At 67.9% G+C, this 24,282-nt stretch carries 24 protein-coding genes; 5 read left to right on the forward strand and 19 right to left on the reverse strand.

The features are described from left to right. Positions 1–71: 71 nt before the first annotated feature. A complete protein-coding gene (tagH, locus tag QFZ83_RS31700; RefSeq protein WP_307512358.1) occupies positions 72–1,793 on the forward strand; it encodes a type VI secretion system-associated FHA domain protein TagH in 1,722 nt (573 codons plus the stop codon). Beyond that, positions 1,790–2,695, forward strand: coding sequence for a PP2C family serine/threonine-protein phosphatase (locus tag QFZ83_RS31705; RefSeq protein WP_306881839.1), 906 nt, complete (start codon positions 1,790–1,792; stop codon positions 2,693–2,695). Before tagH ends, QFZ83_RS31705 begins: the two co-directional genes overlap by 4 nt. Here QFZ83_RS31705 and QFZ83_RS31710 read toward each other — a convergent pair. The 5 genes from QFZ83_RS31710 to tssA form a co-directional block, all read right to left on the reverse strand. Beyond that, a complete protein-coding gene (locus tag QFZ83_RS31710; protein ID WP_013539050.1) occupies positions 2,683–3,279 on the reverse strand; it encodes a hypothetical protein in 597 nt (198 codons plus the stop codon). The genes QFZ83_RS31705 and QFZ83_RS31710 overlap by 13 nt on opposite strands. 116 nt (positions 3,280–3,395) lie before the next feature. Then, a complete protein-coding gene (locus QFZ83_RS31715) occupies positions 3,396–3,878 on the reverse strand; it encodes a type VI secretion system tube protein Hcp (protein WP_013539051.1) in 483 nt (160 codons plus the stop codon). A gap of 137 nt (positions 3,879–4,015) precedes the next feature. Next, complete coding sequence (gene tssC, locus QFZ83_RS31720) at positions 4,016–5,509, reverse strand: type VI secretion system contractile sheath large subunit (protein ID WP_013539052.1); 1,494 nt, start codon at positions 5,507–5,509, stop codon at positions 4,016–4,018. Positions 5,510–5,565: 56 nt separating this feature from the next. Next, positions 5,566–6,081, reverse strand: coding sequence for a type VI secretion system contractile sheath small subunit (tssB, locus tag QFZ83_RS31725; RefSeq protein ID WP_013539053.1), 516 nt, complete (start codon positions 6,079–6,081; stop codon positions 5,566–5,568). A gap of 65 nt (positions 6,082–6,146) precedes the next feature. After that, positions 6,147–7,175 carry a type VI secretion system protein TssA gene (gene tssA, locus QFZ83_RS31730; protein WP_307512360.1) on the reverse strand — a complete coding sequence of 343 codons (1,029 nt, stop codon included), beginning with the start codon at positions 7,173–7,175 and terminating at the stop codon, positions 6,147–6,149. 71 nt (positions 7,176–7,246) lie between these two features. On the opposite strand from tssA, the gene tssJ reads away from it, so the two are divergent. Beyond that, a complete protein-coding gene (tssJ, locus tag QFZ83_RS31735; protein ID WP_306881837.1) occupies positions 7,247–7,768 on the forward strand; it encodes a type VI secretion system lipoprotein TssJ in 522 nt (173 codons plus the stop codon). Positions 7,769–7,785: 17 nt separating this feature from the next. Here the strand turns inward: tssJ and QFZ83_RS31740 are convergent, their stop codons facing one another. Continuing rightward, on the reverse strand, positions 7,786–8,949 hold the full coding sequence (locus QFZ83_RS31740) for a type VI secretion system protein (RefSeq protein WP_306881836.1): 1,164 nt from the start codon (positions 8,947–8,949) through the stop codon (positions 7,786–7,788). Further along, a complete protein-coding gene (locus tag QFZ83_RS31745; protein ID WP_013539057.1) occupies positions 8,946–10,271 on the reverse strand; it encodes a DotU family type IV/VI secretion system protein in 1,326 nt (441 codons plus the stop codon). The genes QFZ83_RS31740 and QFZ83_RS31745 overlap by 4 nt, the downstream gene beginning before the upstream one ends. Positions 10,272–10,513: 242 nt before the next feature. Here QFZ83_RS31745 and QFZ83_RS31750 point away from each other — a divergent pair, with 242 nt between their 5' ends. Beyond that, positions 10,514–11,206, forward strand: coding sequence for a response regulator transcription factor (locus QFZ83_RS31750; protein ID WP_013539058.1), 693 nt, complete (start codon positions 10,514–10,516; stop codon positions 11,204–11,206). A gap of 170 nt (positions 11,207–11,376) precedes the next feature. On the opposite strand, the gene QFZ83_RS31755 is transcribed toward QFZ83_RS31750, so the two are convergent. Genes QFZ83_RS31755 through QFZ83_RS31785 form a run of 7 tightly spaced genes read right to left on the reverse strand, consistent with a single transcriptional unit; the run spans position 11,377 to position 17,189 of the window. After that, positions 11,377–12,690: an MSMEG_0569 family flavin-dependent oxidoreductase gene (locus QFZ83_RS31755; RefSeq protein ID WP_307512363.1), complete on the reverse strand. Its 1,314-nt coding sequence runs from the start codon at positions 12,688–12,690 to the stop codon at positions 11,377–11,379. Between the two features lie 49 nt (positions 12,691–12,739). Further along, positions 12,740–13,024 carry an MSMEG_0570 family nitrogen starvation response protein gene (locus QFZ83_RS31760; protein WP_013539060.1) on the reverse strand — a complete coding sequence of 95 codons (285 nt, stop codon included), beginning with the start codon at positions 13,022–13,024 and terminating at the stop codon, positions 12,740–12,742. Continuing rightward, a complete protein-coding gene (locus tag QFZ83_RS31765) occupies positions 13,015–14,028 on the reverse strand; it encodes a sll0787 family AIR synthase-like protein (RefSeq protein WP_306881833.1) in 1,014 nt (337 codons plus the stop codon). Before QFZ83_RS31765 ends, QFZ83_RS31760 begins: the two co-directional genes overlap by 10 nt. Continuing rightward, complete coding sequence (locus tag QFZ83_RS31770) at positions 14,025–14,585, reverse strand: MSMEG_0567/Sll0786 family nitrogen starvation N-acetyltransferase (RefSeq protein WP_306881832.1); 561 nt, start codon at positions 14,583–14,585, stop codon at positions 14,025–14,027. The genes QFZ83_RS31765 and QFZ83_RS31770 overlap by 4 nt, the downstream gene beginning before the upstream one ends. A gap of 2 nt (positions 14,586–14,587) precedes the next feature. Beyond that, positions 14,588–15,670, reverse strand: coding sequence for an MSMEG_0568 family radical SAM protein (locus QFZ83_RS31775; RefSeq protein WP_307512850.1), 1,083 nt, complete (start codon positions 15,668–15,670; stop codon positions 14,588–14,590). Then, a complete protein-coding gene (locus tag QFZ83_RS31780) occupies positions 15,633–16,691 on the reverse strand; it encodes a Nit6803 family nitrilase (RefSeq protein ID WP_307512364.1) in 1,059 nt (352 codons plus the stop codon). Before QFZ83_RS31780 ends, QFZ83_RS31775 begins: the two co-directional genes overlap by 38 nt. A 15-nt stretch (positions 16,692–16,706) precedes the next feature. Next, positions 16,707–17,189, reverse strand: coding sequence for an MSMEG_0572/Sll0783 family nitrogen starvation response protein (locus QFZ83_RS31785; RefSeq protein ID WP_013539065.1), 483 nt, complete (start codon positions 17,187–17,189; stop codon positions 16,707–16,709). Between the two features lie 346 nt (positions 17,190–17,535). On the opposite strand from QFZ83_RS31785, the gene QFZ83_RS31790 reads away from it, so the two are divergent. Further along, positions 17,536–18,939 (forward strand): PLP-dependent aminotransferase family protein, encoded by a 1,404-nt coding sequence (locus QFZ83_RS31790; RefSeq protein WP_307512365.1) that lies wholly within the window; start codon positions 17,536–17,538, stop codon positions 18,937–18,939. Here the strand turns inward: QFZ83_RS31790 and QFZ83_RS31795 are convergent. The 5 genes from QFZ83_RS31795 to QFZ83_RS31815 form a co-directional block, all read right to left on the reverse strand. Continuing rightward, positions 18,920–20,155, reverse strand: a complete 1,236-nt coding sequence (locus QFZ83_RS31795; protein ID WP_307512367.1) for an NUDIX domain-containing protein — start codon at positions 20,153–20,155, stop codon at positions 18,920–18,922. The genes QFZ83_RS31790 and QFZ83_RS31795 overlap by 20 nt on opposite strands. Positions 20,156–20,217: 62 nt before the next feature. Then, positions 20,218–21,195: a tripartite tricarboxylate transporter substrate binding protein gene (locus QFZ83_RS31800; RefSeq protein WP_307512369.1), complete on the reverse strand. Its 978-nt coding sequence runs from the start codon at positions 21,193–21,195 to the stop codon at positions 20,218–20,220. A gap of 141 nt (positions 21,196–21,336) precedes the next feature. Then, complete coding sequence (locus QFZ83_RS31805; RefSeq protein WP_307512371.1) at positions 21,337–22,020, reverse strand: response regulator transcription factor; 684 nt, start codon at positions 22,018–22,020, stop codon at positions 21,337–21,339. After that, positions 22,017–23,660: a cell wall metabolism sensor histidine kinase WalK gene (locus tag QFZ83_RS31810; protein ID WP_307512373.1), complete on the reverse strand. Its 1,644-nt coding sequence runs from the start codon at positions 23,658–23,660 to the stop codon at positions 22,017–22,019. The genes QFZ83_RS31805 and QFZ83_RS31810 overlap by 4 nt, the downstream gene beginning before the upstream one ends. A gap of 114 nt (positions 23,661–23,774) precedes the next feature. Beyond that, entirely contained in the window at positions 23,775–24,269 is a 495-nt protein-coding gene (locus QFZ83_RS31815) for an Lrp/AsnC family transcriptional regulator (protein WP_013539071.1), read from the reverse strand. Between the last annotated feature and the right edge of the window lie 13 nt (positions 24,270–24,282).

Consider the following 24,282-nt stretch of genomic DNA (forward strand, 5'->3'; position numbering starts at 1 on the left):
CGCCCGCGCACGCCCTGCGCGCCCGGGCTGTGTCCGGACATAGAAGGGCCTAGAGCCTCGGGGGCCGATTCATGATCCATATCGCTGTCATCACCCGGCAAGGCGCTCCGGCGGGGCAGCCCATCGCTGCGGATTTCGGGCCCAACGGGGGCACCATCGGCCGGGCCGACACGAACACGCTGGTGCTCGACGATCCCGACCGCACTGTGTCGCGCGTGCATGCCCAGGTGCTGTGCCGCGATGGCCAGTACTTCGTCATCGACCGGGGCAGCAACCCGATGCAATGCAACGGTGTGTCGCTGGGGTCCGGCAAGGAGGCCGCGCTCACCGATGGCGCGCGGCTGGTGGTCGGCAGCTTCGAACTCAGCGTGAAGATGACGGCCGCGGCGGCTCCGCCGTCGCTGGCGATTCCCAACACCATCATGTCGGCGCCCGCCGCCGCATCGGCAGGTGGCGGTGGCGACGATCCGTTCGCGGATCTGCTCGCGGGGCTCGGCTCGCCGCCGGCATCCGCACCGGTCTCGTCCAGTGCAGCCAAGGCCGCCGCACCCGCCAGCGCCGATTCGCTGCTCTTCCCCGACCCGATGGCAACCGGCTCCCGCAACACGCAGGCCGCACAAGTCGATCCGTTCGCCAACTTGCTAGGGCCCACGCCGAGTTCCGCGCCGGCCGCGGGCCTTGGCGCGCTCGACGATTTCTCGGACCTCGGCGCGCCGCCCGCGCACGGCAAGGCCTCGGGCATCGACGATCTCTTCGGCGGCATGAACAGTGGCGGCGGCATCGGCGGCGATCCACTCGCGCTGTCGCCGCTGGCCGATCCGCTGCTGCAGCCGAACACGGCCTCCTCCGCGGACCCGCTGGCCGCGTTGCAGAGCGCGGCACCGTCCACGCCGACGCCGCGCTCCGATCACTTGCCGATCGACCAGTTCGGCTTCACGCCGCCGAAGGCGGTGACGTCTCCGCCTCCACCACCACCACCTCCGCCGCCTCCACCACCAACTGCGCCCGCGCCGGTGGCCGCAGCGCCTGCAGAGGTGCTGCCGCAGTTCGATGACATCACGGGCCAGCCGATCCGCATCAGCGGCCCCGAGGTGGGCAGCAGGCCATTGGAGCCGCTGCCGCCCCTGCCGCCGCCACCACCGCCGCCGGTTCAGCGCGCGTCCGCACCGGCCGCGCCGCGCGCCGAGCGCACGGCCTCCGACGACGAACTGCTCGCGGCGTTCCTGCGCGGCCTCGCCAGCACGCACCAGCCGCCCGAGATGCTCACGCCCGGCCTCATGGAGCGCATCGGCTCGATGCTGCGCAGCGCCACCGAAGGCACGCTGCAGTTGCTGCTCACGCGCCAGGAGTTCAAGCGCGAGGTGCGCGCCGAGGTCACGATGATCGCGGCGCAGGCCAATAACCCCTTGAAGTTCTCGCCCACGGTGGAAGTGGCGCTCGCGCACCTGCTCGGGCCGGGCGTGCGCGGCTTCATGCCGCCGGAGGCCGCGATGCGCGATGCCTTCAACGACCTGCGCGCCCACCAGTTCGGCGTGATGGTGGGCATGCGCGCGGCGCTCGCGCACGTCATCACGCGCTTCGAGCCCGAAGAACTCGAGAAGAAGATCAGCGCGAAGTCGGCGCTCGACGCCATCTTCGCGGCCAACCGCAAGGCCAAGCTCTGGGACCAGTTCGTCGCGCTCTACGGTGGCATCGCAAGCGAGGCGGAAGACGATTTCCACAACCTCTTCGGCAAGGCGTTTCTCGAAGCCTACGAAGAGCAGATGGCGCGCCTGAAGTCCGACGGACAGTGACGACGCAGAAGAAGAAAAGCAAGAAGCAGCAGAACGACGACCTCGGTCGAAGCCATCACCACAACAACACCAGCCATCGCGAGGCACCCCGCTTGGAAATCGAAATCGTCACGTTGTCCCGACAGGGCGGCCGCACCTACAACGAGGACGTCCATGGCCATTGGCATGACGAGCGCTATGTCGCCTGCCTGGTGGCGGACGGCGCGGGCGGTCATGGCGGCGGCGATGTGGCGGCAGCCACGGCGCGCAGCAGCGTGCTGGGCGGTTTCTCGGCGGCGCCGGGGCTGGACGAGATCACGCTGCGCACGCTGGTCGAGCAGGCCAACCGCGACGTGGTGGCGCGCCAGGCCGAAGGCGGCAAGCTCGCGGGCATGCGCTCCACCGTCGTCTTCGCGGCGATCGATCTCGAGAACCAGGCGCTCGCCTGGGTGCACAGCGGCGACAGCCGTGCGTATCTGTTCCGCGGCGGCGCCATCGTGGCGCGCACCACCGATCACAGCCTGGTGCAGCAGATGGTCGCCGGCGGCATGCTCGACGAGGAGGGCGCGCGCCTGCATCCGCAGCGCAACATGCTCCTGTCGGCGCTGGGTTCGATCGAGGAGGCGCCCGACATCGCGGTGTCCGACCGCATGCGCCTCATGCCGGGCGATGTGCTGCTGTTGTGCAGCGATGGCGTGTGGGAGCCGCTGGGCGACGAGTGCCTGGTCGACACGCTGCATGCCTCGCGCACGCCCAGCCAGTGGACCGAGCAGCTCGACACGCAGATCAAGGCGCGCGCCAAGCCGGGCCACGACAACTACACCGCGCTCACGCTCTGGGTGATGCCCGACGAGAACGACGATGACGCCACGCGGTTGATGCCCGAGCCGATGCCGCAGGCAAGGGACGATCAGAACCCATAGTCGAACCAGCTCTGCGGAAGAATGAACTCCCAGTAGTCCTTGAAGAGGCTCTCCGGAATTCCGTTCTTCTTGGCGCTGTTCGAGCGTGCGTAGTTGAGCGCACGGATGTAGGCGTCGCGATCGTTCGCTTCGAAGGCCGATTCGAGCATGCTGGCGCCCGTCCTGAACAGCGGTTTGTACTGCAGGTGCCTGCCCACCTGCGCCGACAGGCATCCATCCAGCCGCAGGCCGCGTTCTTCGGTGAGGTATTGAAAGAACTGGCAATGCAGCCCGAGCGAGAATTCGCGGTCGCGCAGCATGTGCCGGGCGAGTTCGTGGTAGTTGGTCTCCACGCCGGCCCATTCGTAGAAGGCCACCTTCTCGGGGTTCTTCACCTCGAGCTGGCCGAAGCCGACGCCCAGGCCGCTGGGAGTCTCTGCCTGCTGGATGTTGCAGAAGCCCGTTTCCTCGAAACAGATCACGGCAATCATGAAGTAGGAGACCGGGTGATCCTGGGGGTGCACGCGCTGCAGCGTGCTCCAGAAGGTCGGGAAGTCGTAGGCTGCTGCCTGGTTCCAGGCGAATGGCGTTTTCTTGACTTGCATGAATCTCTCCTTGGGAGTTGTTTCTCATGCCGGCCAGGCGGTCGCATCCGGGTGCGCACAAAGCAAAGCCAGGCAGCTCTGCCGGGCTGCCTGGCTGGGCGGGGAGGGACGGGCCCTCAGACCTTCTTGTTGGCTGCGATGTCCCAGCCCGTTTCCTTGGTGCCGTCGCCGGAACCGTCGGCCTTCTGGGGCGTGTACTCGTACTTGAACTTGGAGAAGTTCAGCGTCAAGGTCTCGGTCAGGCGGTCTTCACCGCCGCTGCCGCCGGTCTGGATGCTGCTCACCAGGATGTCTTCCATCGTGAGCTTGACGTATTCGAGCGGCGTGGCGCCGGCCTTGCGCACCACCAGCGTGCCCTTCTTGATGTGCTGGCCATTGCAGCAATCCAGGAGCAGCAGGTGCGAGGAAGAGTCGACGTACTTGGTGATCGAGACGTCCTGCACGCTCACCTTGCCGGCGCCCGAGCCGCCGCCCACGTGGCCGGTGCCGGACTGGCTGGCACCCCAGCTCCAGGCGAGAACGTCGATTTCCTTCTTGTGCGAATCGTCCTTGGATTCGCCGTCGACGCCTTCGAGCTTCAAAAACATGTCTGCAGCCATGATGCTTACCTTTCAGTTGTGTGTGAGTCAGGGAAAAAGGGCTTCCGTGCGGTGCCTAAGCGTTGGTGCCCGGGAGCTATCAGGAGAACGAGCGGAGGGCCGTTTTTTCAAAGACCCTCCGAAGGCATATGCCTTCGTTACTTGCCGCCCTTGGCCGAGGGCAGCTTGGACACCAGCCGCAGCGACACCGTGAGGCCTTCGAGCTGGTAGTGCGGGCGCAGGAAGAACTTGGAGGTGTAGTAGCCGGGGTTGCCCTCGACCTCTTCCACCACCACCTCGGCCGCGGCCAGGGGCTTGCGGGCCTTGGTCTCCTCGGACGAGTTGACGGGATCGCCGTCCACGTAATTCATGATCCATTTGTTGAGCCAGCGCTGCATGTCGTCGCGCTCCTTGAAGCTGCCGACCTTGTCGCGCACGATGCACTTCAGGTAGTGCGCAAAGCGGTTGCAGGCAAAGAGGTAGGGCAGGCGCGCCGCGAGGTTGGCGTTGGCTGTGGCATCCGGGTCGTCGTACTCGGCCGGCTTGTGCAGCGACTGCGCACCGATGAAGGCCGCGAAGTCGGAGTTCTTGCGGTGAATCAGCGAGAGCAGGCCGGCCTTGGAGAGCTCGGCTTCGCGCCGGTCGCTGATGGCGATTTCGGTCGGGCACTTCTGGTCCACGCCGCCGTCGTCGCTCGGGAAGGTGTGCAGCGGCAGGTTTTCCACCGCGCCGCCCGACTCGATGCCGCGGATGCGCGAACCCCAGCCGTAGAGCTTGTACGAGCGGTTGATGTTGGTCGCCATCGCATAGGCCGCATTGGCCCAGGCGTACTTGCTGTGGTCGGCGCCGGCGGTGTCTTCCTCGAAGTCGAATTCCTCGACCGGGTTGGTGTTGGCGCCGTAGGGCGTGCGCGCCAGGAAGCGCGGCATGCACAGGCCCAGGTACTTGGCGTCGTCTGAATCCCGCAGCGAGCGCCAGCCGGCGTACTCGGGCGTGAGAAAGATCTTGGTCAGGTCGCGCGGGTTCGCGAGCTCCTGCCACGACTCCATCTGCATCAGGTTGGGGCTCGCGCCGGTGATGAAGGGCGCATGCGCCGAGGCCGCGATCTTGGACATTTCGCCGAGCAGTTCGATGTCGGGCGGGCTCTGGTCGAAGTGGTAGTCGCCCACCAGCGCGCCGAAGGGCTCGCCGCCGAACTGACCGTATTCCTGTTCGTAGATCTTCTTGAACATCGGGCTCTGGTCCCAGGCCGCGCCCTTGAACTTCTTCAGGCTCTTGGCGAGGTCCGTCTTCGAGATGTCCATCACCCGGATCTTCAGGTGCTCGTCGGTCTCGGTGTTGTTCACCATGTAGTGCAGGCCGCGCCACGCACTCTCGAGCTTCTGGTAGTCGGGGTGGTGAATGATCTTGTTGACCTGCTCGGTCAGCTTCGCGTCGATCGCGGCGATCATGGCCTGGATCGACTTGGTCACATCCTTGCCGATGACGGTGCTGTTGCTCAGCGCCTGCTGCGCGAGCGTGAGCACGGCGGCTTCGACGGCGCTCTTGGCTTCGTCGCTGCGCGGCTTGAATTCCTTTTGAAGGAGCGACGAAAAGTCGCTGCCCGCATAGGCAACGTCCTTGAGTGCGCTCTGCTCGAGTGCTTCGGCCATGGTGGTTTCTCCTCGTGTACCGGTAGGTCAGGCGTTGGGGCGTTTGTGTGTGGGTATCAGGCGGCCGGCTTGCTGCCGTCCTCGGGCTTGGCGGTAGCCGCCAGCGACTGCAGGAGGGCCGGGTCTTCCAGCACCTTGGCCAGCAGTTCCTCGGCGCCGTTCTTGCCGTCCATGTAGGTCACCAGGTTGGACAGCTGCGTGCGGGCTTCGAGCAGCTTGTTGAGCGCGCCGACCTTCTTGGCCACGGCCGCGGGCGAAAAGTCTTCCATGTTCTCGAAGGTCAGTTCCACCTTGAGTTCGCCTTCGCCGGTGAGCGAGTTCTCCACCGCGAACGCGGCGCGCGGCTTCATGGCCTTCATGCGCGAGTCGAAGTTGTCGACGTCGATCTCCAGGAACTTGCGATCGGCCACGGGCGCGAGCGGATCGGTGGGCTTGCCCGACAGGTCGGCCAGCACGCCCATCACGAAGGGCAGCTGGATCTTCTTCTCGGCGCCGTAGAGTTCGACGTCGTATTCGATCTGCACGCGTGGCGCCCGGTTGCGGGCGATGAATTTCTGACTGCTCTTGGCCATGGCGATGCTCCTTGCGGGGGTAAATGGGGCGGTTGGATCAACAGAAAAAAGGGGGGAGGCGGCGGCTATTCGGACGAACGCTTGCCGGTCACGGTCTCGATCGTGTCCAGCGCGCCGGGCGCGAGGTTGGCCATGATTTCGAGAAAGCTCACGCCGATGAGCTTCTTGGCGCGGTCGATCAGGAGCGGCGCGGGGTTGCCGGGCTCGGTCTGTTCGAGAAAACGGATCACGCGGTCCAGCATCTGCAGTGCGTCCTGACGGCTCTGGATTTCGCCGCGCGCGGCGGCAGCACGTGGTGCGCCGCCGGCTTGGGCGCCGTCGCCGTCAGCGCCGTCGGCCACGGCTTCATCGGGTGCGCCGATGGCCGCGCTGCAGGCCTTCTGCAGCATGCGGCCGATGCTGCGCAGCGGCGCCAGGTCGATCACGTCGGCACGGCCGGTGCGCTCGACCAAGAGCGCCTGCAGCTTCTCGACCAGGCCGGGCACGCCGATGGCCGCCTGGATCAGTTCGGGCCGTTCGGCATGCAGCGCTTCGAGGCCGCCCTGGATCTGCGCCGGCGAATAGGTGGCGTCGCCGCCGATTGCATTCAATGCGTTGTTGGCCACCGCGATGTCGCGCACGCGGATCGCGCCGACGCCCGGCGCCACGCCCACCTGCGCGTCGTACAGGTCCTTCAGCACCATCGCCTCGTCGCCCAGCGGTGCCAGCGCGTTCAGGCGCATGGTCGGGTCGTTGTCGTCGTCGGCATCGAGCTTTGGATGTATGCCTTCCCAGAATTTGTCGAGCAGGCCGGTGAGCAGCTCGAGCCCGGCGACGAAGCCGGTGATGCCCTGCAGGCGCGTCGATGCGCGCAGCAGCAGCACCGCGGGGCGCACGTCCTTGCTGCGGCGCAGGAGCGCATCGGACTGCTCGGCCACCTGGCGCCACTCCGGCTCCACCGCGGGGATGACGGTGTCGCCGAACTGTTGTTCGGGCTTGCCCTGCGCGGACGTGGTGAGCGCGGTGAAGTCCGCGTCGTACTCCAGATCGTCCCCGCATGGCGATGCCTCGCCAATGGGCGTGAGCAGTGCTTCGACAAGTTCGTGAGTCAGCATGTTGCCTGTTCGAGTTCGCTGGTGATAATCAAAGATGCGTCAGGACCGGTCAATGCAACGAAGGGAATAGCATGCGCACGCTGGGTACACACCATTCGTCCTATGAAGGCTTCTTCGCTGCGGCATCGCGGCGCCGTGTGGCGGGTCTCGGGCTCGCAATCGCGGGTCTCGTGGGCATCGGCCTCGCCGGCTGCGCGAGCAAGCCGGTGGTCACGCCGGTGAGCATCACGCTCGTGGCCGGCGCCGATGCCAACCCCGATGCGCGCGGCCGCGCATCGCCGCTCACGGTGCGCGTGTATGCGCTCAAGTCGCCCGGTCCCTTCGAGGGCGCGGACTTCTTCTCGCTGTTCGAGAAAGACCAGGCCACGCTCGGCGCCGAGCTCGTGCAGCGCGAAGAAATGCTGCTGCGCCCCGGCGAAACCAAGAAGCTCGACCTCACGCTGCCCGCCGACGCCAAGTCCATCGCGGTGATGGCGGCGTTCCGCGACCTCGACCGCGCGCGCTGGCGCGAGGTGGTGCCGGTGACCACGGGCAAGCCGCAGACGCTCACGGTCAACTTCGGCGCACGGCAGATCCGTATCGACGCCAAGTAAGGTCGGCGCCCCTTGCTTCATGGCGCACCCGTCGTTGTGTTCGACGACGGGCGCCCTGGCCGCACCAGGGGCTGATCGGCTGGCAGGAACCGTTCGAACAGATCGGTCACGAAGGCCCCGCCGGTTGCGTCCGATGCGGCGGCAGTGAAGTAGAGGCCGCGCCAGCGCGGCGCACGAGAGCCCTTGCCGTGGCTCTCGAACAAGACCTCCGCCACCTCGCGCAATGCGGGCTGCAACCCCTGCACCGCTTCCACGAACCCATGGATCGAGAGCCGCGCCGCGGCCCCGTGCTGCTCGCGCATCAACGCCATGCGAAGGCTCTGCAGTTGCGCGGCGATGGGGTCGAACAGCGCATCGAGCCGATCGCCGGCGGTTGCGCTGGGCGCGGCAAACGGGTCCGGCAGGCGATGGCCCAGCGCCTGCGCCAGCACCTCGGGCGGCAGCGCGCCGCGCAGGGCGGCGTAGCCCGTCAGATGCTCCAGGCCGGTGATGACGAGGTACATGGGCAACTGCAGGCGCAGGGTGTCGCCCGCCTCGTCGATCAGCCGGCGCATCTTCGCGGCGAGGGGGCGCAGGCTATCGGCATCGGCTTGCAGCAGCTCGCTCGCGGAGAGGCACGCGACCACGCCGTTGAGCGGCAGGCGGTCGCGCCGCTCGGCCAGCGCCAGCAGCGCCTGCAACCACAGGGCGCGCGTGCGCGGCGCGCCGGCGGCTTCGCCGACCGCCGCGGGTTGCACCTCGATGGCGGTCAGCGCACCGGTCAGCCACCAGCGCCAGCAGGCCCCATCGTCGGGATCGCTGTCGGGGTCGCTCTCGGGGGCGCTGTGGTGCCGCGCGAGGTGCTTGCCCTGCGCGGTGGCCAGCAGCCCCGGCAGGTCGGCCGCCGCATCGCCGATGAACAGGAGCCACGGCACAGGCGCAGCCGGGTCGCGCGACGACCGCGCGGGCCGCGGCGCCTGCTGCCGCAGCGCCTGGCGCGCCTCTGCCATCGATTCCCGCAGCGCCTCGATGGCCGCCTCGTCCGGGGGCGCATCGAGCGCCTCGATGCGGCGCAGCAAGGCACGCCGCCGCGCACCGCGGCCGGCGTCGTGCACCATCGCGCACAGCAGCCCGAAGCCCAGCAGGCACAGCGCGAGCAGCATCCAGAAGAAGTGCGTGGGCGAGGAGAGCAGCGCGGTCATCGCGAGACCGTTTCGAGGAACACGAAATCGGCGATGAGGCGCTCGCTGTTCTTGCTGGCCGCGAGCGCTTCGCGCAGCCGCAGCAGGTAGGCCGAGGCCAGCTCGAACGGCGGACGGTCCGAGGTCTCGGTGAATGGCATCGGCGCCGAGAGCACCGTGATCAGGACACTGCCGAACGGCGGGCTCACGAGCCAGCTCGAGGGGATGTCGCGGCCCAGCTCCAGCGTAGCGCCGGTGTGCAGCGTCGTGGGCGCCTGCCCCGCATTGAGGTGCATGACCGAGCCGTCGGCGGTGTAGTAGTCGACCCAGATGTAGCTGTCGTGCCGCGGCGCCACCACCTGCACGCGCACGTTGTCGCCTTCGCGCAGCTGCTGGTTGTGGGCCGTGGGCACTTCCACTTTGAGCCCGTGGCTCTTTTCCTTGTTGCGCGCCTGGTAGGGCTTCAGGATGGCGAACACCTCGCAGTGCGGCCATACGCGCAGGCCCACCTCGACGCGCGGCGAGGTCACACCGGGCATGGCGCTCACTTCGCGCGCCACGCGCGGCAAATCTTCGGGCAGCGAGACGAAGCCGCTCACCTGCGTATGGCCGTCCTTGCCGACCGAGGCCGAAAGGTCGGCGCAGGCATAGCCCTGCAGGTGCGCGTCGATCCGCTGGGTCAATGCGGTCTGCGTCGTCGCGGGGCCGGAGGCCATCAGCCACAGCAGGTACACGAGGGGCAGCAGCAGGGCCAGTGCGGCGCTCGCGCGCAGCAGTGCGCGGTCGCGCCGGTGGGTGTCGTTGGGGCCGCGCGGATCGGCCACGCCATAGGGCTGGGGCGTGATGCGGTCCTGCGCGAGGCTGCCGAGCGCCAACGGCCGCAGCCGCAGCTGGCGCCCGTGCAGGTCCTTGAGCTTGCCCAGCTCGCCCTGGTCGCCCTCCTCGAAGTAGTACTGGCCCTTGAAGCCGTGCGCGAGCGCGTGCCAGTAGACCTCGCGCACCTCGTCGTCCTGCGCGGTCAGTGCCGAGAGGTGATGGAAGAACTCGCTGTGCGCGTTGTTGGAGTTGAAGAGCTGCACCTGCAGCGGCGCGGCGCCGGCCTCCGCGCCGGGGTGGCGCGCGAGGATTTCGTCGATCCACGCCACCATCGCGAACACCGCGGATTCGACCTGTGCCGCCGGTGTGCCGGATGCGAGAGCCTGGGCACGCGCCGCATCGAGCAGGCGGCGTGCCTGTTGCTGCGCTGCGTCATGCGAGAGTGCGGGCCGGCCGGCCGCAATGGAGGCGTCCAGCGCGAGGCCGAACGAGAGTGAGGCGGTGAAACAGTCGAGCAGCCGGGGCATGGAGGTGCCCGCTCAAACTTGCATTGCGAAGGATGCCTTGTACCGGCGTCTGCATCGATGGCACATGCCCATGTCCCCGGTTCCTTCGAGTGGGAGTTCATTCTCCAAAGGGGTCCCGGCGGGCGCCATACCGCTTGGGGTCTATGCCGTTGGTGGGGCCGGGCGGCCTTGCTGCGCGGGGCAATCGCCGTTATCTTCAGCAATCGCTGACTTCCACGCAGCTGGAACAACGGAACCAAGCCATGAAAATCCTGATCGCCGACGACCACCGGCTCGTCATCGAGGCGGTCAAAGCCAAGTTGTCGGAACTGGAGCCCGGCATCGAATTCGTCCTTGCGATGAGCGTCGACGAATTGCTTGCAGGCGCGAACGACGACCTCGACCTGGCCGTGATCGACCTCAACATGCCCGGCGCGGACGGCCAGGCGCACATCGACGAAATCCGCCGCCGCCATCCGGCCGTTCCGGTGATCGTGCTGTCGGGCTACGAAGACCCGGCCATCATGCGCAGCGCGCTCGAACGCGGTGTGCTCGGATTCATTCCCAAGGCCTACTCACCCGAAGTCATGCTCTCGGCCGTGCGCCTGGTGCTGGCGGGCGGCGTGTACGTGCCGCCGATGATGCTGACGGCGCTGCCACCGGGCATCGTGGCAGGCGTGGCGCCGCAGGGCGGCGGTGGCGAGGTGCTGACGCGCGGCGGCGGTGGCGCGGGCCAGACGCTGGAGCACCTGCGCAGCGTGCTGACCGAGCGGCAGGTCGAGGTGCTGCAACTGCTCTCGCAGGGCAAGCCGAACAAGCTGATCGGGCGGAGCCTGGGCATCAGCGAAGGCACGGTGAAGATCCATCTGGCTGCGATCTTCCGGGCGCTGAATGTGCGCAACCGAACGGAGGCTGTAGTGGCTGCGCAGGCTTTGACTGAGGCGCAGCAGGCTTGAGTTGATTCGTTCGGGGCGGGTGCGAAGGCCACCGGGTACTCCCCTCCGCGAATGTCCCCCGGGGCTTCGCCCCTCCTCCTTGATTTCGCTGCGGGGAGCACCCGATGCCCTTCGCACTCGGGCACGCTGCTGGTTGATCGGCCGATCAACGACTGCTCCTGGCGACGCTTCTAGGCTGCTCGCAATGCGGGAGCCGATGGCGCTTCCATCGCGCTGCTGCGCAACCCCTTCTTTCTTTCTTCGATCGCGTCGGCGAGAAACTCCGCATCGCGCGCGACGCCCGAAAAGCGGCCCGACCCCCACGTATGCAGCCACGGCAGGCCGAGGAAATACAGGCCCGGCTCGTTGGTCACGCCGCGCTGGTGCACCGGTGCGCCTCGGCCGTTGAAGACCGGCGCGTCCACCCAGGCGAAGTCGGGCGAGAAGCCGATGCACCAGACCACGCTGGTGATGCCCGCCGCCGCAAGGTCGAGCCGGGTGCGTTCTTCCGCCGGCTCCCACACGGGCGTGTAGACCGAGGGCGGCGGCGCCTCGAGGCCCTGCGCGGCGATGAACTTGTCGATCGATGCGTTGATGCGGTTGTAGGTGGCGTCGGCGCTGTCGAGGTTCTCGCGCAGGTTGGGCTGCAACTCGAAGCCGCCGCCGTCGAAACCGCTCAGGAGGCCATAAAGCTCCATGCCTTCGCGCGCGAAGCGGCGCAGGTCGATGTCGCGCCCGCCGTCGCGGCCGGTCACGTAGTGGTTGGTGTTGTCGCGCACGCCTTCGCGCAGCGGGTGCTCGGTGACGGGCATGTCGTAGTACTTCATGTCGGCGAGCCAGTCGACCACTTCGCGGCCGCGGTAGAAGCGCGCGCAGCGCGGCGCATTGCCGGTGGCCAGGTGGACCTTGCGGCCGGCCAGGTGGAGGTCTTCGGCGATCTGCGCGCCCGACTGGCCGCAGCCCACCACGAGCACCGCGCCCTCGGGCAGTTGCGCCGGGTTGCGGTACTGCGCCGAGTGGTACTGCGCGACGGTGGCCGGCAGCTTCTCGGCCAGGCGCGGCACGATCGGGCGGTGGTAGCCGCCCGAGGCGACGACCACCTGGTCGGCGGTGTAGAGGCCGGTGTCGGTCTGCACCATGAAGCGGTCGCGTTCGCCCGTGCCCTGCACGCGGGACACGCGTTCGACGGTGACGCCTTCGATGGCCGGCGCCTTCACATGCGCGACGAAGCCGGCGAGCCAGTCGTTGATCTGGTCCTTGACCATGAAGCCGTGCGGATCGCTGCCGAGGTAGCCCCAGCCCGGCAGTTGGCACTGCCAGTTGGGCGTGACGAGGCAGAACGAATCCCAGCGCTGGGTGCGCCAGCTGTGCACGAGGCTCCGTTTCTCGATCACCAGGTGGTCGATGCCGCGCTGCTGCAGGCAGTGGCTCAGCGACAGGCCGGCCTGGCCGCCGCCGACGATGACGACGCTGTAGTGGCTGCGTCCGCCGTAGGGATAGGACATGGGGTCTTCTTTCTTTCTCTCTGGATGTGGATGGCTTCGTTCGACAGCGTCAGTCGACGGCGACGACGGTGACCTCGGCATCGGCGATGCCGGTGAAGCGGGCGGCGATGCGTTCGATCTCGGCGAGCTGGTCCATGGCCTGCGAACACGCGAAGCCGTACCTGGCGCGCACGCGTTCGGAGGCCATGCCCAATGCCTGGCGGGTGCGCTGCAGGAATTCTTCGAGGGCGTAGCGTTCGCCGGGCGCAAAGAACTCCTGCACCACGGACGAGGGCGAGTAGCAGCGCGTTTCGCTGGCGTCGGGCCAGCGCACGTGGAAGTGCATCACGGGCATGCGAGGGCCTCCTGCTGCTGTCGCTGCGGCGGCTGGATGAAGGCGTCGCCGCCGAAGTCCCACAGCAGCGCCTCCTCGCCGTTCGCGCGCAGGCGCACCTGCCGCGTTGCATCGACCTCGCCGACCACCGCGCAGGCGATGTCGCGGGCGGCGAAACGGCTCAGCACCTCCGCCACCTGCGCGGGCTTCACGCTGAGCATGAAGCCATAGCTCGGGAAAGCCGAGAGCCAGCGCATCAGCGGCGCGCCATCCGGTCGCGGCAATGCATCGATGTCGATGCGCGCGCCGACACCGGAGCACTCCAGCAGCATCATGGCCGTGCCGACGGCGCCGGCCATGCTGATGTCCTTTCCCGCGCAACAGAGGCCGTCCTCGGCCAGTGCGGGCAGCAGTTCGAGGTCGGCACGCAGCCGCGCGGCCGGTGCGGTGGTCGATGCGTTCCAGTACGGAAAGGGCTCCTCGTACGCACCGCGCAGGTCGGCGGCCATCACCAGCAGTTCGCCGGGCTTCGCATCGAAGCTGGTGAGCAGCTTGCGTGCATGGCCGAGGATCGCGACCGCGAGCTGCGGACGCTCGCTGCGGTTGTTGCTGTGTCCGCCGACGATGGGCACGCCATAGCGCACGGCCGCCTCTGCGAGACCGCGCAGCACATCGTCGGCCGGGTTCATGCCGGTGCTCCAGAGCGCATCGACAACCGCAGTCGGGCGCCCACCCATCGCGTAGATGTCGCTCACGTTGACCATCACGCCGCAGTAGCCCGCGAACCACGGCATGCGCACGATGAAGTCTTCGACCAGTCCTTCGATGGCGAACAGAAGGTAGCCGCCGTGGCCATCGGGAATCGCGGCGCAGTCGTCGCCGATCGGCACGGCCTGGGCGAGTGCGGCATGGCCGCCGGGCAGCGACCGGCCGAGGGCCGAGACCACGTCGCTGATGTCGCGCTTGTGGGCGAAGCCGCGCGTGGCGCGCAGGGCTTCTGCGATGTCGTGGACGCTGGTCGTCATGCCAGCACCTTCGCGCGCGTGACGAAGCCGCTCACCGGGTCGTGGCAGGGCGGATACCAGCCGAGGTCGGCCTGCATGCGCGCATGCGGGCGACCGTGCACAGCGGTTTCTTCGAGCAGCTGCCAGCCGAGTTTGCGGAACAGCGGCACGTTCTGCATCTGCACCTGCGCGAAGAAGGCAGCGCAGCCCAGCGCGTTGGCGCGCGAGACGGCCAGCCGGATCAGCGTCACGCCAAGATGCCCCTGGCTGCGAAACGCAGGGTGCACCGCAAGGCGAGAACCCCACCATTCGCCCTCTGCCTCACCGCGATGGATGCGCACCGTGCCCACCACCTGCTCGGGCATGCCGCCGTTGCACGACATCGCGACCAGCAGTTGCGAGCGGTCGTCCGTCGCATCGCGGTCGTCGCGCGCGAAGATGCCCTGCTCGATGCAGAACACCGCGCGGCGCAGCGCCATCGCCTCGTCGCGCTCCCACTGCTGCGCGGCCTCGCGCACGAGGTATTCGACGGGCGCGTAGTGCAGGTCGAGTTCGCTCATGTCGTCGATGCACAGCATGGTCAGCTTCCGCTTTCTTTTTCGTAGATGGAGAGCGACGAACACGCGCCGCATTTGCCGCAGCCGGCCTTGATGTCGGCCGAGCGCAGGCCCGCGGCCACCACGCGTTCGCCCAGCGGCGCGAGCAGCGACTTCATGAACTCGGGCGAGGGCGCGGGATGGTCTTCGAGCGGCGTACCGCTGATCGGAACAAACGGCACGACGAAGGGATACACGCCGCGTGCGAGCAACTGGTCGCAGATGTCGAGGATCGCTTCGCGCGTGTCGCCGAGGCCGGCCAGGATGTAGGTGCTGACCTGGCCGCGCCCGAACACGCTGATCGCCGCCTCGAACGCGCTCATGTAGCGCGAGACCGGCACGCTCGCCTTGCCCGGCATGATCCGGTCGCGCACCTCGGGCGTCACCACTTCGAGGTGCATGCCGAGCGTGTCGATGCCCGCGGCCTTCATGCGGTGGAACCATTGGTCGTCGTCGGGCGGCTCGCACTGGCCCTGGATCGGGATGTCGACCGCGGCCTTGATCGCGAACGCACTCTCGCAGAGGACGGCCGCGCCGCGGTCGGTGGCATTGGGCGTGCCGGTGGTCATCACCATGTGCTTGACGCCATCGAGCAGCACGGCCGCCCGCGCCACCTCGGCGAGCTGCTCTGGCGTCTTGCGGGCGATGGTGCGGCCGGCCGCGAGCGACTGGCCGATCGCACAGAACTTGCAGCTCTTCTTGCGGCTCTCGTAGCGGATGCAGGTCTGCAGCACCGTGGTGGCGAGCACGTCGCTGCCGTGCAGCGTGGCGATGTGCGAATAGGGCACGCCGTCGAAGGTCTGCATCGCGTAGAAGCGCGGCTGCTTCGGAAAGCTGATGCTCGCGATCGGGATGCTGCCGCGCATCACGCGGCTCATGCCCTCTGCATCGGGCGCTTCCGCCGTGAAGGGCGAGTGCCAGGCGGTGGAGGTGTGGACCGGCACCATGATCGTGTGGCCGTCCACCGTCACGGCCTTGTGGTCCGAAGGGCCCGCGCCGCCGCGGCGGCTTGCGACGCCGGCCGAAGGGTCAACCAGCCGCAACCCGAAGGACTGGAGCTCGGTCATCAACTGCCGGCTGTCTTGCTGTTGCTGCGTCGTCGTGGTGGTCATGGTCGGGGCTCCGTGAGGCAAGGGGTTGGGGTTGCGTGAGATGCATCGGCACCGTGGTCTGCGCCGGCCGGTCGTTGATGGCGAGCGACAGCAGCTCGGGCCGCGCGTAGTGGCCGACCGAATCCATCATTCGCTTGCGCTTGGCGATGAGCGCCATGTCCAGGTCGGCGATCACCATGCCTTCGCCCTCGGTGAGCGGCGGCGCGAGGTGCTTGCCCTCGGGCGAGACGATGGCGGTGTGGCAGCCGCCGCGCAGCGCCTTCTGCAGTTGTGCATCGGGCGTGACCGAGCGGATCTGCGCGTCGGTGAGCCAGCCGGTGGCGTTGACCACGAAGCAGCCCGATTCGAGCGCGTGGTGGCGGATGGTCACTTCCATCTGCTCCGCGAAGATCGGCCCGACCAGCGAGCCGGGAAACTGCGCGCAGTGGATCTCCTCGTGCTGCGCCATCAGCGCATAGCGCGCGAGCGGGTTGTAGTGCTCCCAGCAGGCGAGTGCGCCGACGCGGCCGATGGCGGTGTCCACCACCTTCAGGCCCGCGCCGTCGCCCATGCCCCAGACCATGCGCTCGTGATAGGTCGGCGTGATCTTGCGGCGCTTGAGCGCGAGCGTGCCGTCGGCATCGAACACCAGTTGCGTGTTGTAGAGGCTGCCGTGGTCGCGCTCGTTCACGCCGAGCACCACGACCATGTTGCGCGCGCGGGCCCGCTCGGCCACGGCCTGCGTGACCGGGCCGGGCACGACCACCGCGCGCTCCACCAGTTGCAGGTGCGGTGCGCCCTGCAGCACCGGCGGCAGCACGAAGCTGAAGTAGGGGTAGTAGGGCACGAAGGTCTCGGGAAAGACCGCGAGTTGCGCACCTTTCGCCGCGGCCTCGTCGATGGCGCTGCACACCCGGTCGAGCGTGCCGTCGGGGCGCTCGAAGTCGGGCGCGATCTGGATCGCCGCGGCACGCACGATGCGGGGTGTGGAAGCCATCGCTCGGGTCCTGCCTTACAGCGTCCAGGTGTCGAGGATGACGGCGCCGGCCTTCTTGTGCAGCAGCACGAGGTCGAGCACGTCGAGCGGATTGATCGGCGTGATGCCCTCGATCAGCGCGCCTTCGCCGTGGCCGTAGAGCGCCTGCAGCGCGAAGCGGCAGGCGTACACCTTGCCGCCTTCTTCCATGAACTTGCTGATCTGCTTGTTGAAGTTCTGGTGGCCCGGAAAGGCCTCGTCGCCCAGCGTCGGAAAGCCGCGCTGCACGCCCAGCGTGACGCCGGGGCCGTAGAGCAGCACCGAGGTCTCGTAGCCCTTGCGGCGCAGGCGCGTTGCTTGCAGCAGGTTCACGAAACCGATGGAGCCTTCGAAGGCGACGGTGTGGAAGGTGACCAGCGCCTTCTCGCCAGGGTCGGCCTTGACGTCTTCGAACACCTTCTCTTCGTAGTCGACGAGGAACTCGCCTTTCTCGTTGCGGGGGCGGGTGACTTTGGGCATGGGGGGGCTCCGGTTGGGTGGTTGGACACGCAGGTCTTGCGTGCCTTTTCCTTCGCAGGCGATGTGCCAGCGCGCGGGCGGGTGCGTGCGATCAATGCGCGATCAATGCGCAGTGGTGCGGGGCGCGCGCGGATAAAAAATTTTCAGACGGTCGCCACGGTGGGTACGCAGAGCGCCGGGCGAACGGTTTTTGCACCGCGACGACGCATTCGCCATGCGATCAATGCACCCGATCAAGGGGGTTGATCGCACCTGATCGAAGCATCGGACCCCTCTGGAGCGGGCGCGATTCATGCGTGTTGATTGGTGGCCAGATGCAATCAATAAATGCAATCAACTCCGCACGATGACCACGATCACCGCCCATTGGAAGAAGCAGCTGCGCAACAGCGACCGGCCTGCCTACCTGCTGCTGGCCGAACTGATCGCCGACGACATCAAGACCGGGCGGCTGGGCGTGCGCGATCGCCTGCCCACGCTGCGCGAGCTCGCGGCCGACCTCGACCTGAACTACACGACGGTGGCGCGCGGCTACGCCGAGGCGCGCAAGCGCGGCCTCATCGATTCGCGCGCGGGCACCGGCACCTTCATCCGCTCGGGCAGCCCGAGCCTGCGCCTGCGCGGCGGCAGCGGCGCCGAGATGACGATGAACATGCCGCCCGAGCCCGACGACGAACACCTGATGGCGCGGCTGCACGAGAGCGCGAGCCGCGCCTTCGCCGAGATCGACTTCCACGACCTGCTGCGCTACCAGGACTTCGGTGGCACCGCGCACGACCGCGAGGTGGCGATGCAGTGGCTGCGCCCGTTCGTGCCGCACGCGAGCGTGGACCGCATCCTCGTGTGCCCCGGCATCCATGGCGTGCTCACGGCACTGTTCTCGCAGCTCGCGCGGCCTGGCGAACTGATCTGCGTGGAGTCGCTCACCTACCCGGGCGTGAAGGCCATCGCGGCGCAACTGGGCGTGCAGTTGCATGCGCTGCAGCTCGACGACGACGGCCCCATCGCCGATGCCTTCGAGCACGCCTGCAAGACGCTCAAGCCCAAGGCGCTGTACTGCAACCCGACGCTCCTGAACCCGACCGCCGGCACCGTGTCGCGCGCGCGGCGCGAAGCGCTGGCCGACGTGGCGTTGCGCTACGCCATTCCGATCATCGAGGACGACGCCTACGGCATGCTGCCGCGCCAGACGCCCGCCACCATCGCCACGCTCGCACCCGCGCTCACCTACTACGTGAGCGGGTTCTCCAAGTGCTTCGGCGCGGGGCTGCGCAGCGCGTATGTGTGCTCACCGACGGTCGTGCAGTCGCAGCGCCTCGCGGGCGCGATGCGCGCCACCACCGTCATGGCCTCGCCGATCACCAATGCACTCACGACGCTGTGGGTGGAAGACGGCACGACCGAGGCGATGCTGCAGGCGGTGCGCGCCGAATCGGTCGCGCGGCAACTGCTCGCGACACGCTATCTCGGCGACAGCGGGCTGCAGGCGCATCCCGAAGGGTTTCATGCGTGGCTGCCGCTCACGCCGGGGTGGAGCCCGGTGGAGTTCGCGTCGTACCTGCGTACGCAGAACGTGGGCGTGGTGGCGAGCGCGGCGTTCTCGACCGACGGCGATCCGCCGGACGCGGTGCGCATCTGCCTCGGCGGGCCGATGTCGCGGGAGCAGTGCGACCAGGCGCTGCGGCTCATCGCGGACACGCTGGCGCATCCGCTGCATCCGCACGCGACGCTCAGGACGGGCGGTGGATGAAGCCTTGTGACGGGGCGATCCATTCGATGGCGTCGTTCTTCCCGGTCGTCACCACGTCGCGGCCCGTGAAAAGCATGCGCTCTTCGACCAGAAGAAAGCTTGGCGCGCCGTCACTGCTCTTCAACATCTGAAGCGTGGCGCCGCCGAGGTCCAGCGTGCCGCCGGGCCAATCGGGTTGCGCCGTGGCAGTCCAGCGCACGGGGCCGGGCGCGACGGCGCGAAGGGCGTCGTCCAGCGGCGCGGGGCCGATCAATGCCCAGCCGTCTGATCCGCCGACGAGATAGCTGTTGTTGCCGGCGTTTCCCACCACGCGGATCACCCTGTCGGACAGCCGCGTGACGAGGCCCGCTTCGAGCGCATAGCGCGCATCGCCTCGGCCCTCTGGATCGAGGCGGCCGATCTCGTCATACGCGGGCTCCTCGATGTTCACGGCGCGGCGGCCTTCGGAGCCGTCCGCGAGCCTCGGCATGTTCAGCGGAATCTCGCGCAACTGCCGCGCATGCGCCATGAATTCATCGGCGCGCTGGAAGGCATCGAGCTGCTGCAGCACGCGCCGCGTCACGTTCATCAGCTTCAAGCCGCGCGCCGGGTCCAGCGCATCGGCCGGGCGCAGCCACATGTGTTCGACGGTCTCGCGGCCGTCCGGCTGCACCTCTTGTCCGGCCGGCATCAGCGCGACGAAGAAGCGCGTGTCGAAGCGGCGCGGCATGCCGGGCGGCGTGAGCCAGTGGCCGAAATAGACGACGCGGTCGCCGGCGAGGCACCAGCCGCGCTGCCTGCACATCGCGAGCAGCGCATCGGTGCCTTGCTCGGCGGCATCGCGCATCGTGGCGAGTTCGCCGGAGGGCAGTTCGAGCAGTTGAACCGGAAGGTTCTCGGCATCGTTCGCGAAGAGAAGGCCGGCCTCTTCGAAGCACTCGCGGATGGCGGCCGCGTAGAAGTCGAGCCCGCCTTCGGGCACCGCGAGACGGGCGCTGGCTGCGGCGTCGTCGAGGCCTGCGCACAGCGCATGCAGGTGGCGGTCGTGTGCATCGACCACGCCGCCTGGGAAGACGCTCGCACCGCTGTTCTGGTCATTGGCCTTCTCGGCCCGGCGCAGCATCAGGGCTTCGAGGCCTTCGCTGCCGTCGCGCAGGACGACCAGCGTGGCAGCGGTGCGGATGGGGCGGGGTGTGGGAATGGGAACGGGAGCAGGGGCGGGCGTCGTGGCGGTCATAGCGGCGCTATTGTGAACGCGTGAATGCGCGGACACAGCCGCCGCGAACCCGCCCGGCGCGTCTACTCCAGCGAGATGCTGTTGTCCTTGACCACCTTGGCCCAGCGCTTCGACTCGGCCTCGATGAGCTGCGAGAAATCCGCCGGCGAGCCGCCCACCGGCACCAGCCCGAATTCGCTCAGGTACTGGCGGTACTCGCCGGACTCCGCGATGCGGCGCGACACCGCACCCAGCTGGTCGATGACCGATTGCGGCGTTCCCTTGAGCGCGAAGACGCCGTGCCACGAATCGCCTTCGAAGCCTGGAAAACTCTCCGCCACGGTCGGCACCTGGGCCAGCGAGTCGAGCCTGCGGACACTGGACACGGCCAGGGGCCGGACCTTGCCTGCCTTGATGTAGGGCAGCACGTCCGCGATGGGCGAGAACGCCACGTCCACCCGGCCACCGATCAGGTCGGTGAGGCCGCCGTCGCGATAGGGAATGTGGTTGAGCGCCAGCCCCGCGCTGTTGGCGAAATAGGCCATCGACATGTGGGGCACGGTGCCCATGCCGTAGGACGCGTAGCTCACCTGGCCGGGCTTCGCCTTGGCCGCCTTGATGAGGTCGGCCAGTGTCTTGTGGGGCGACTCCGTCGGCACCGAGACCACGAGTGGAATGGACAGCATCCGCGTGACCGGCACCAGGTCCTGCGGCTGGTAGGGCAGCTTCCTGTAGGCGAAGGGATTGATCGTGACCGTGCCGCTCGCGGTGTAGAGCAGTGTGTAGCCGTCCGCGGGCGAAGCGACGGCGGCCTGCGTGCCGACGATGGTCGATGCGCCGGCCCGGTTTTCCACGATCACCGGCTGCTGCAGCTGCTTGCTCACCCGGTCGCCCCAGTAGCGCGCCATCACATCGGGCGCGGTGCCGGCGGGGAACGGCACCACCAGCCGGATGGCCTTGGTGGGGTATCGGTCCTGCGCGTGGGCAGAGGTGACGGCGATCAGGCCGAGCAGGGCGGCCGCCATGGCCGATCGCAGGCGAGTGGCTGGGGTGCGGTGCATGCTTGTCTCCGTTGTAGTTCGATGCGGGGGATTGCATCGCCTATCCGGTACGGCGCCAAGCTTGGACGCGGGAAACACTTTTCCAGTGCGCGGGGGGTGGCGCGGGAGCAGGCGTGCACCTGTGCCGCCAACTACCCTCGTTCAGCCCGGGGTGGGGTCCAGCCGATAGCCCAGGCCGCGGACCGTCTGCAACAACGCCACGGGATGGCCATCGTCGATCTTGCCGCGCAGGCGCCGCACATAGACATCGACGATGTTGGTCAGCGGATCTTCGTTGGTGCCCCAGACGTTGGAGAGGATGCGTTCGCGGCTGTAGACCCGGCCGGGCGCGGTCATCAGCAGTTCGAGGAACGCGAGCTCCTTGGCGGTCAGCGCCACGGGCTTGCCGGCCCGCGTCACCGACATGCGCTCGCGGTCGAGCACAAGGTCCGCCACCTGCAGCGTGGTGGCGCGGGGCCGCATTTCGCGGCCGCGGCGCAGCAGCGCCTCGATGCGCGCGAGCAGCTCCTCGAAGGCAAAGGGCTTGGTGAGATAGTCGTCCGCACCCAGGCGCAATCCGCTCACCTTGTCCTGCGTATTGCTGAGCGCCGTGAGCATCAGCACGGGCACATGGTGGCCTTCGGCGCGCAAGGTCTGGCATAGCTCCAGGCCGCTCAGGCCGGGAAGCATCAGGTCGAGCAGCAGCAGTGAAAGGTCGCTGCCGCGCGCCAGAGCCAGGCCTTCGGGTCCGGTGCGGGCCAGCTGCACGCGGTAGCCCTCGGCGCCGAGGCCTCTCTGTAAAAAGTCGGCGACGCGCGCGTCGTCTTCGACCACCAGGATGTTCATGTTTGTTGTGTCTGGAAGGAGAAATGGCACGGCAGCTCGACCCATACGGTCGTGCCCTGCAGCGGAATGCTCTCGAGCCGGATGCTGCCGTGGTGTGCATGCACGATGGCCTGCGCAATGGACAGGCCGATGCCGGTTCCGTCGGCGCGATGCACGCGCGCCCGGCGGCCGCGCACGAACCGGTCGAACACCTTCGGCAACTCATCCGCATCGATGCCGATGCCCTCGTCGACCACGCGCACGCGCACGCGGCTGCGTTCCTCTTCGTCTTCGCGAACGAGTTGCCAGCTCACCCGCACGGTGCCGTCCTGGCGCGAGTAGCGCACCGCGTTGTCGAGCACGATCACGAGGGCCTGCCGCAAGCGGTCGGCATCGGCTTGCAGCACGACCGGGGGCGTGCCGACATCGATGGCTTCGAGCAGCACGCGAACCTCATGGCGCGCCCCCAGCGCGCTGGCCATGTCGGTGACATCGCCAAGAAGCTCCGGCAGATCGACTTCGCCGAACCGCATCGCCAACTGATCGGCCTCGGCTCGGGCGACCAGCAACAGGTCGTCGATCACGCCGGTCAGTTGCTTCACGCCGCCCACGATGCGCGTCAGCGTCTCCCGGTATTCCATCGGCGGCTTTTCCGCGCCGCGCAAGGCGATCTCGGCTTCGCCGCGAATCGCCGTGGCGGGCGTACGAAGCTCATGGCTCAGGTCGGCCAGCAGTTGGCGGCGCCGCTGGTCGACCTGCTGCAGCGTCTCGTGCGCGGCGCTCAGTTCGCTGGTGCGTTCCAGCACGGCCTCTTCGAGGCGGCGGCGCGCGGCGTCGGCGTCCTGCCGGTGGCGCTGCAGTTCGGCCGCCATCGAATTGAAGTGCTCGGCGACATGATCGAACTCGTCGTGCGAGCCGAGGGCGATGCGGTGGTCGAGCGATCCGGCACGCAGCGCCTGCGTGCCAGCGAGCAGGCGGTCCAGCGGACGCTGCAGCCGGCGCTTGAGGTAGAGCGCGAGCACGATGGCTGCCGCGAGCGTGATGACTGCCAGGCCGATGGACTGCTGGCGCAACTGGTCCAGCCCGCGTTCGGTCGCGGCGCGGGCCACGGGCACCACGTTGCGCTGCCGCTCGATGGCGCCGTTGATCAGTTCGCGCAGATCGCGGCCGCGCGCCTTGTCGAACACTTCATTGAGTTCCTGCCAGACGCTGGCGAACTCGGCGCCCCGCTCCAGCGGCGCGAGCTTCACCAGCCGGGCCCTGACCGCGGCGATGTTGTCATCGAGCAGGTCGCTGACCGCCGCGAGCTGATCGATCTCGGGCGGGATCGGCGTGCCTTCGCGCGCCGAAATCTCGCCCCAGAGCGCCAGGTCGCGCCGGGCGAGCTGACGCAGGGTTTCGGTGCTGGCCTGCATGCGCGCCAACTGGCTGTCGCGCACCTCCGGAGAGGCATTCGCGTCCATCAGTTGCTGGGAGGCCCACACGCGCAGCCTTTGCTTGCTGGCCGACAGCTCCAGCAGTTCCGAAAGGATGTCGCTGGCCAGCCGGCTGTGCTGCGCGTAGTCGTTGACCCGGTTCGATCCCCAGTAGACGAAGCCGGCTTGAACGCAGACCAGTGCGACGAGAACGGCGAATGCGAGGGACAGGCGGAGGCGGAACATGGCGAACTTTAACGTCGCCAAGCCGAACCGCAGATGAACATCAGATGAAGTCGCGGCCGCCACTTGTCGCCGTGCGTTCCGGTTCCTCCAGCCAGATGTCTGGCCCGGCAGCGTTCAGTGCTCGTGAGGAAAAAGCCGCTCGATCGGGCAGTGCGTCTTGATGAACGGCGACTTGATGACGATGTAGCTGAAGTACTTCGAGATGCCGATGTTGCGTTCGAGCAGGCCCTCGATCACTTCCTGGTAGTGGTTCACGCCGCGGGTGAGAAAGCGCAGCAGGTAGTCGTAGCCGCCGCTGACCAGGTGGCATTCGAGCACCTCGTCAACCTCGCGGATTGCGGCCTCGAAGCGCACGAAGTCTTCGCGGTGATGGTCCTGCAGCGTGACCTCGGTGAAAACCGTCAGCGTGTCGCCGAGCTTCTCGAGCCGCAGGTGCGCGCCGTAGCCGGCGATGTAGCCGGCCTGCTCCAGCCGCTTGACGCGGATGAGGCAGGGGCTGGGCGACAGTCCGACCGCGTCCGCCAGGTCGACGTTGGTCATGCGCCCGTTCTTCTGCAACTGGGCCAGGATGCGCAGGTCGAGTCGGTCGATCTTGAAAGCTTCTGACATGGCGGAGCCCGAT

It is taken from the genome of Variovorax sp. W1I1 (assembly GCF_030815625.1).
GTDB classification, from domain to species: domain Bacteria; phylum Pseudomonadota; class Gammaproteobacteria; order Burkholderiales; family Burkholderiaceae_C; genus Variovorax; species Variovorax paradoxus_C.

Coding starts and splice junctions, on each gene's coding strand:
- QFZ83_RS31775 (WP_307512850.1), bottom strand. CDS start 15,670: ATGACCGAGCTCCAGTCCTTCGGGTTGCGGCTGGTTGACCCTTCGGCC.
- QFZ83_RS31805 (WP_307512371.1), bottom strand. CDS start 22,020: ATGAACATCCTGGTGGTCGAAGACGACGCGCGCGTCGCCGACTTTTTA.
- QFZ83_RS31755 (WP_307512363.1), bottom strand. CDS start 12,690: ATGTCCTATCCCTACGGCGGACGCAGCCACTACAGCGTCGTCATCGTC.
- QFZ83_RS31765 (WP_306881833.1), bottom strand. CDS start 14,028: ATGACGACCAGCGTCCACGACATCGCAGAAGCCCTGCGCGCCACGCGC.
- tssA (WP_307512360.1), bottom strand. CDS start 7,175: ATGCTGACTCACGAACTTGTCGAAGCACTGCTCACGCCCATTGGCGAG.
- QFZ83_RS31780 (WP_307512364.1), bottom strand. CDS start 16,691: ATGGCTTCCACACCCCGCATCGTGCGTGCCGCGGCGATCCAGATCGCG.
- QFZ83_RS31800 (WP_307512369.1), bottom strand. CDS start 21,195: ATGCACCGCACCCCAGCCACTCGCCTGCGATCGGCCATGGCGGCCGCC.
- QFZ83_RS31810 (WP_307512373.1), bottom strand. CDS start 23,660: ATGTTCCGCCTCCGCCTGTCCCTCGCATTCGCCGTTCTCGTCGCACTG.
- QFZ83_RS31770 (WP_306881832.1), bottom strand. CDS start 14,585: ATGCTGTGCATCGACGACATGAGCGAACTCGACCTGCACTACGCGCCC.
- QFZ83_RS31740 (WP_306881836.1), bottom strand. CDS start 8,949: ATGACCGCGCTGCTCTCCTCGCCCACGCACTTCTTCTGGATGCTGCTC.
- QFZ83_RS31795 (WP_307512367.1), bottom strand. CDS start 20,155: ATGACCGCCACGACGCCCGCCCCTGCTCCCGTTCCCATTCCCACACCC.
- tssB (WP_013539053.1), bottom strand. CDS start 6,081: ATGGCCAAGAGCAGTCAGAAATTCATCGCCCGCAACCGGGCGCCACGC.
- QFZ83_RS31785 (WP_013539065.1), bottom strand. CDS start 17,189: ATGCCCAAAGTCACCCGCCCCCGCAACGAGAAAGGCGAGTTCCTCGTC.
- QFZ83_RS31790 (WP_307512365.1), top strand. CDS start 17,536: ATGACCACGATCACCGCCCATTGGAAGAAGCAGCTGCGCAACAGCGAC.
- QFZ83_RS31710 (WP_013539050.1), bottom strand. CDS start 3,279: ATGCAAGTCAAGAAAACGCCATTCGCCTGGAACCAGGCAGCAGCCTAC.
- QFZ83_RS31750 (WP_013539058.1), top strand. CDS start 10,514: ATGAAAATCCTGATCGCCGACGACCACCGGCTCGTCATCGAGGCGGTC.
- QFZ83_RS31815 (WP_013539071.1), bottom strand. CDS start 24,269: ATGTCAGAAGCTTTCAAGATCGACCGACTCGACCTGCGCATCCTGGCC.
- tssC (WP_013539052.1), bottom strand. CDS start 5,509: ATGGCCGAAGCACTCGAGCAGAGCGCACTCAAGGACGTTGCCTATGCG.
- tssJ (WP_306881837.1), top strand. CDS start 7,247: ATGCGCACGCTGGGTACACACCATTCGTCCTATGAAGGCTTCTTCGCT.
- QFZ83_RS31715 (WP_013539051.1), bottom strand. CDS start 3,878: ATGGCTGCAGACATGTTTTTGAAGCTCGAAGGCGTCGACGGCGAATCC.
- QFZ83_RS31760 (WP_013539060.1), bottom strand. CDS start 13,024: ATGCCCGTGATGCACTTCCACGTGCGCTGGCCCGACGCCAGCGAAACG.
- QFZ83_RS31745 (WP_013539057.1), bottom strand. CDS start 10,271: ATGCCCCGGCTGCTCGACTGTTTCACCGCCTCACTCTCGTTCGGCCTC.
- tagH (WP_307512358.1), top strand. CDS start 72: ATGATCCATATCGCTGTCATCACCCGGCAAGGCGCTCCGGCGGGGCAG.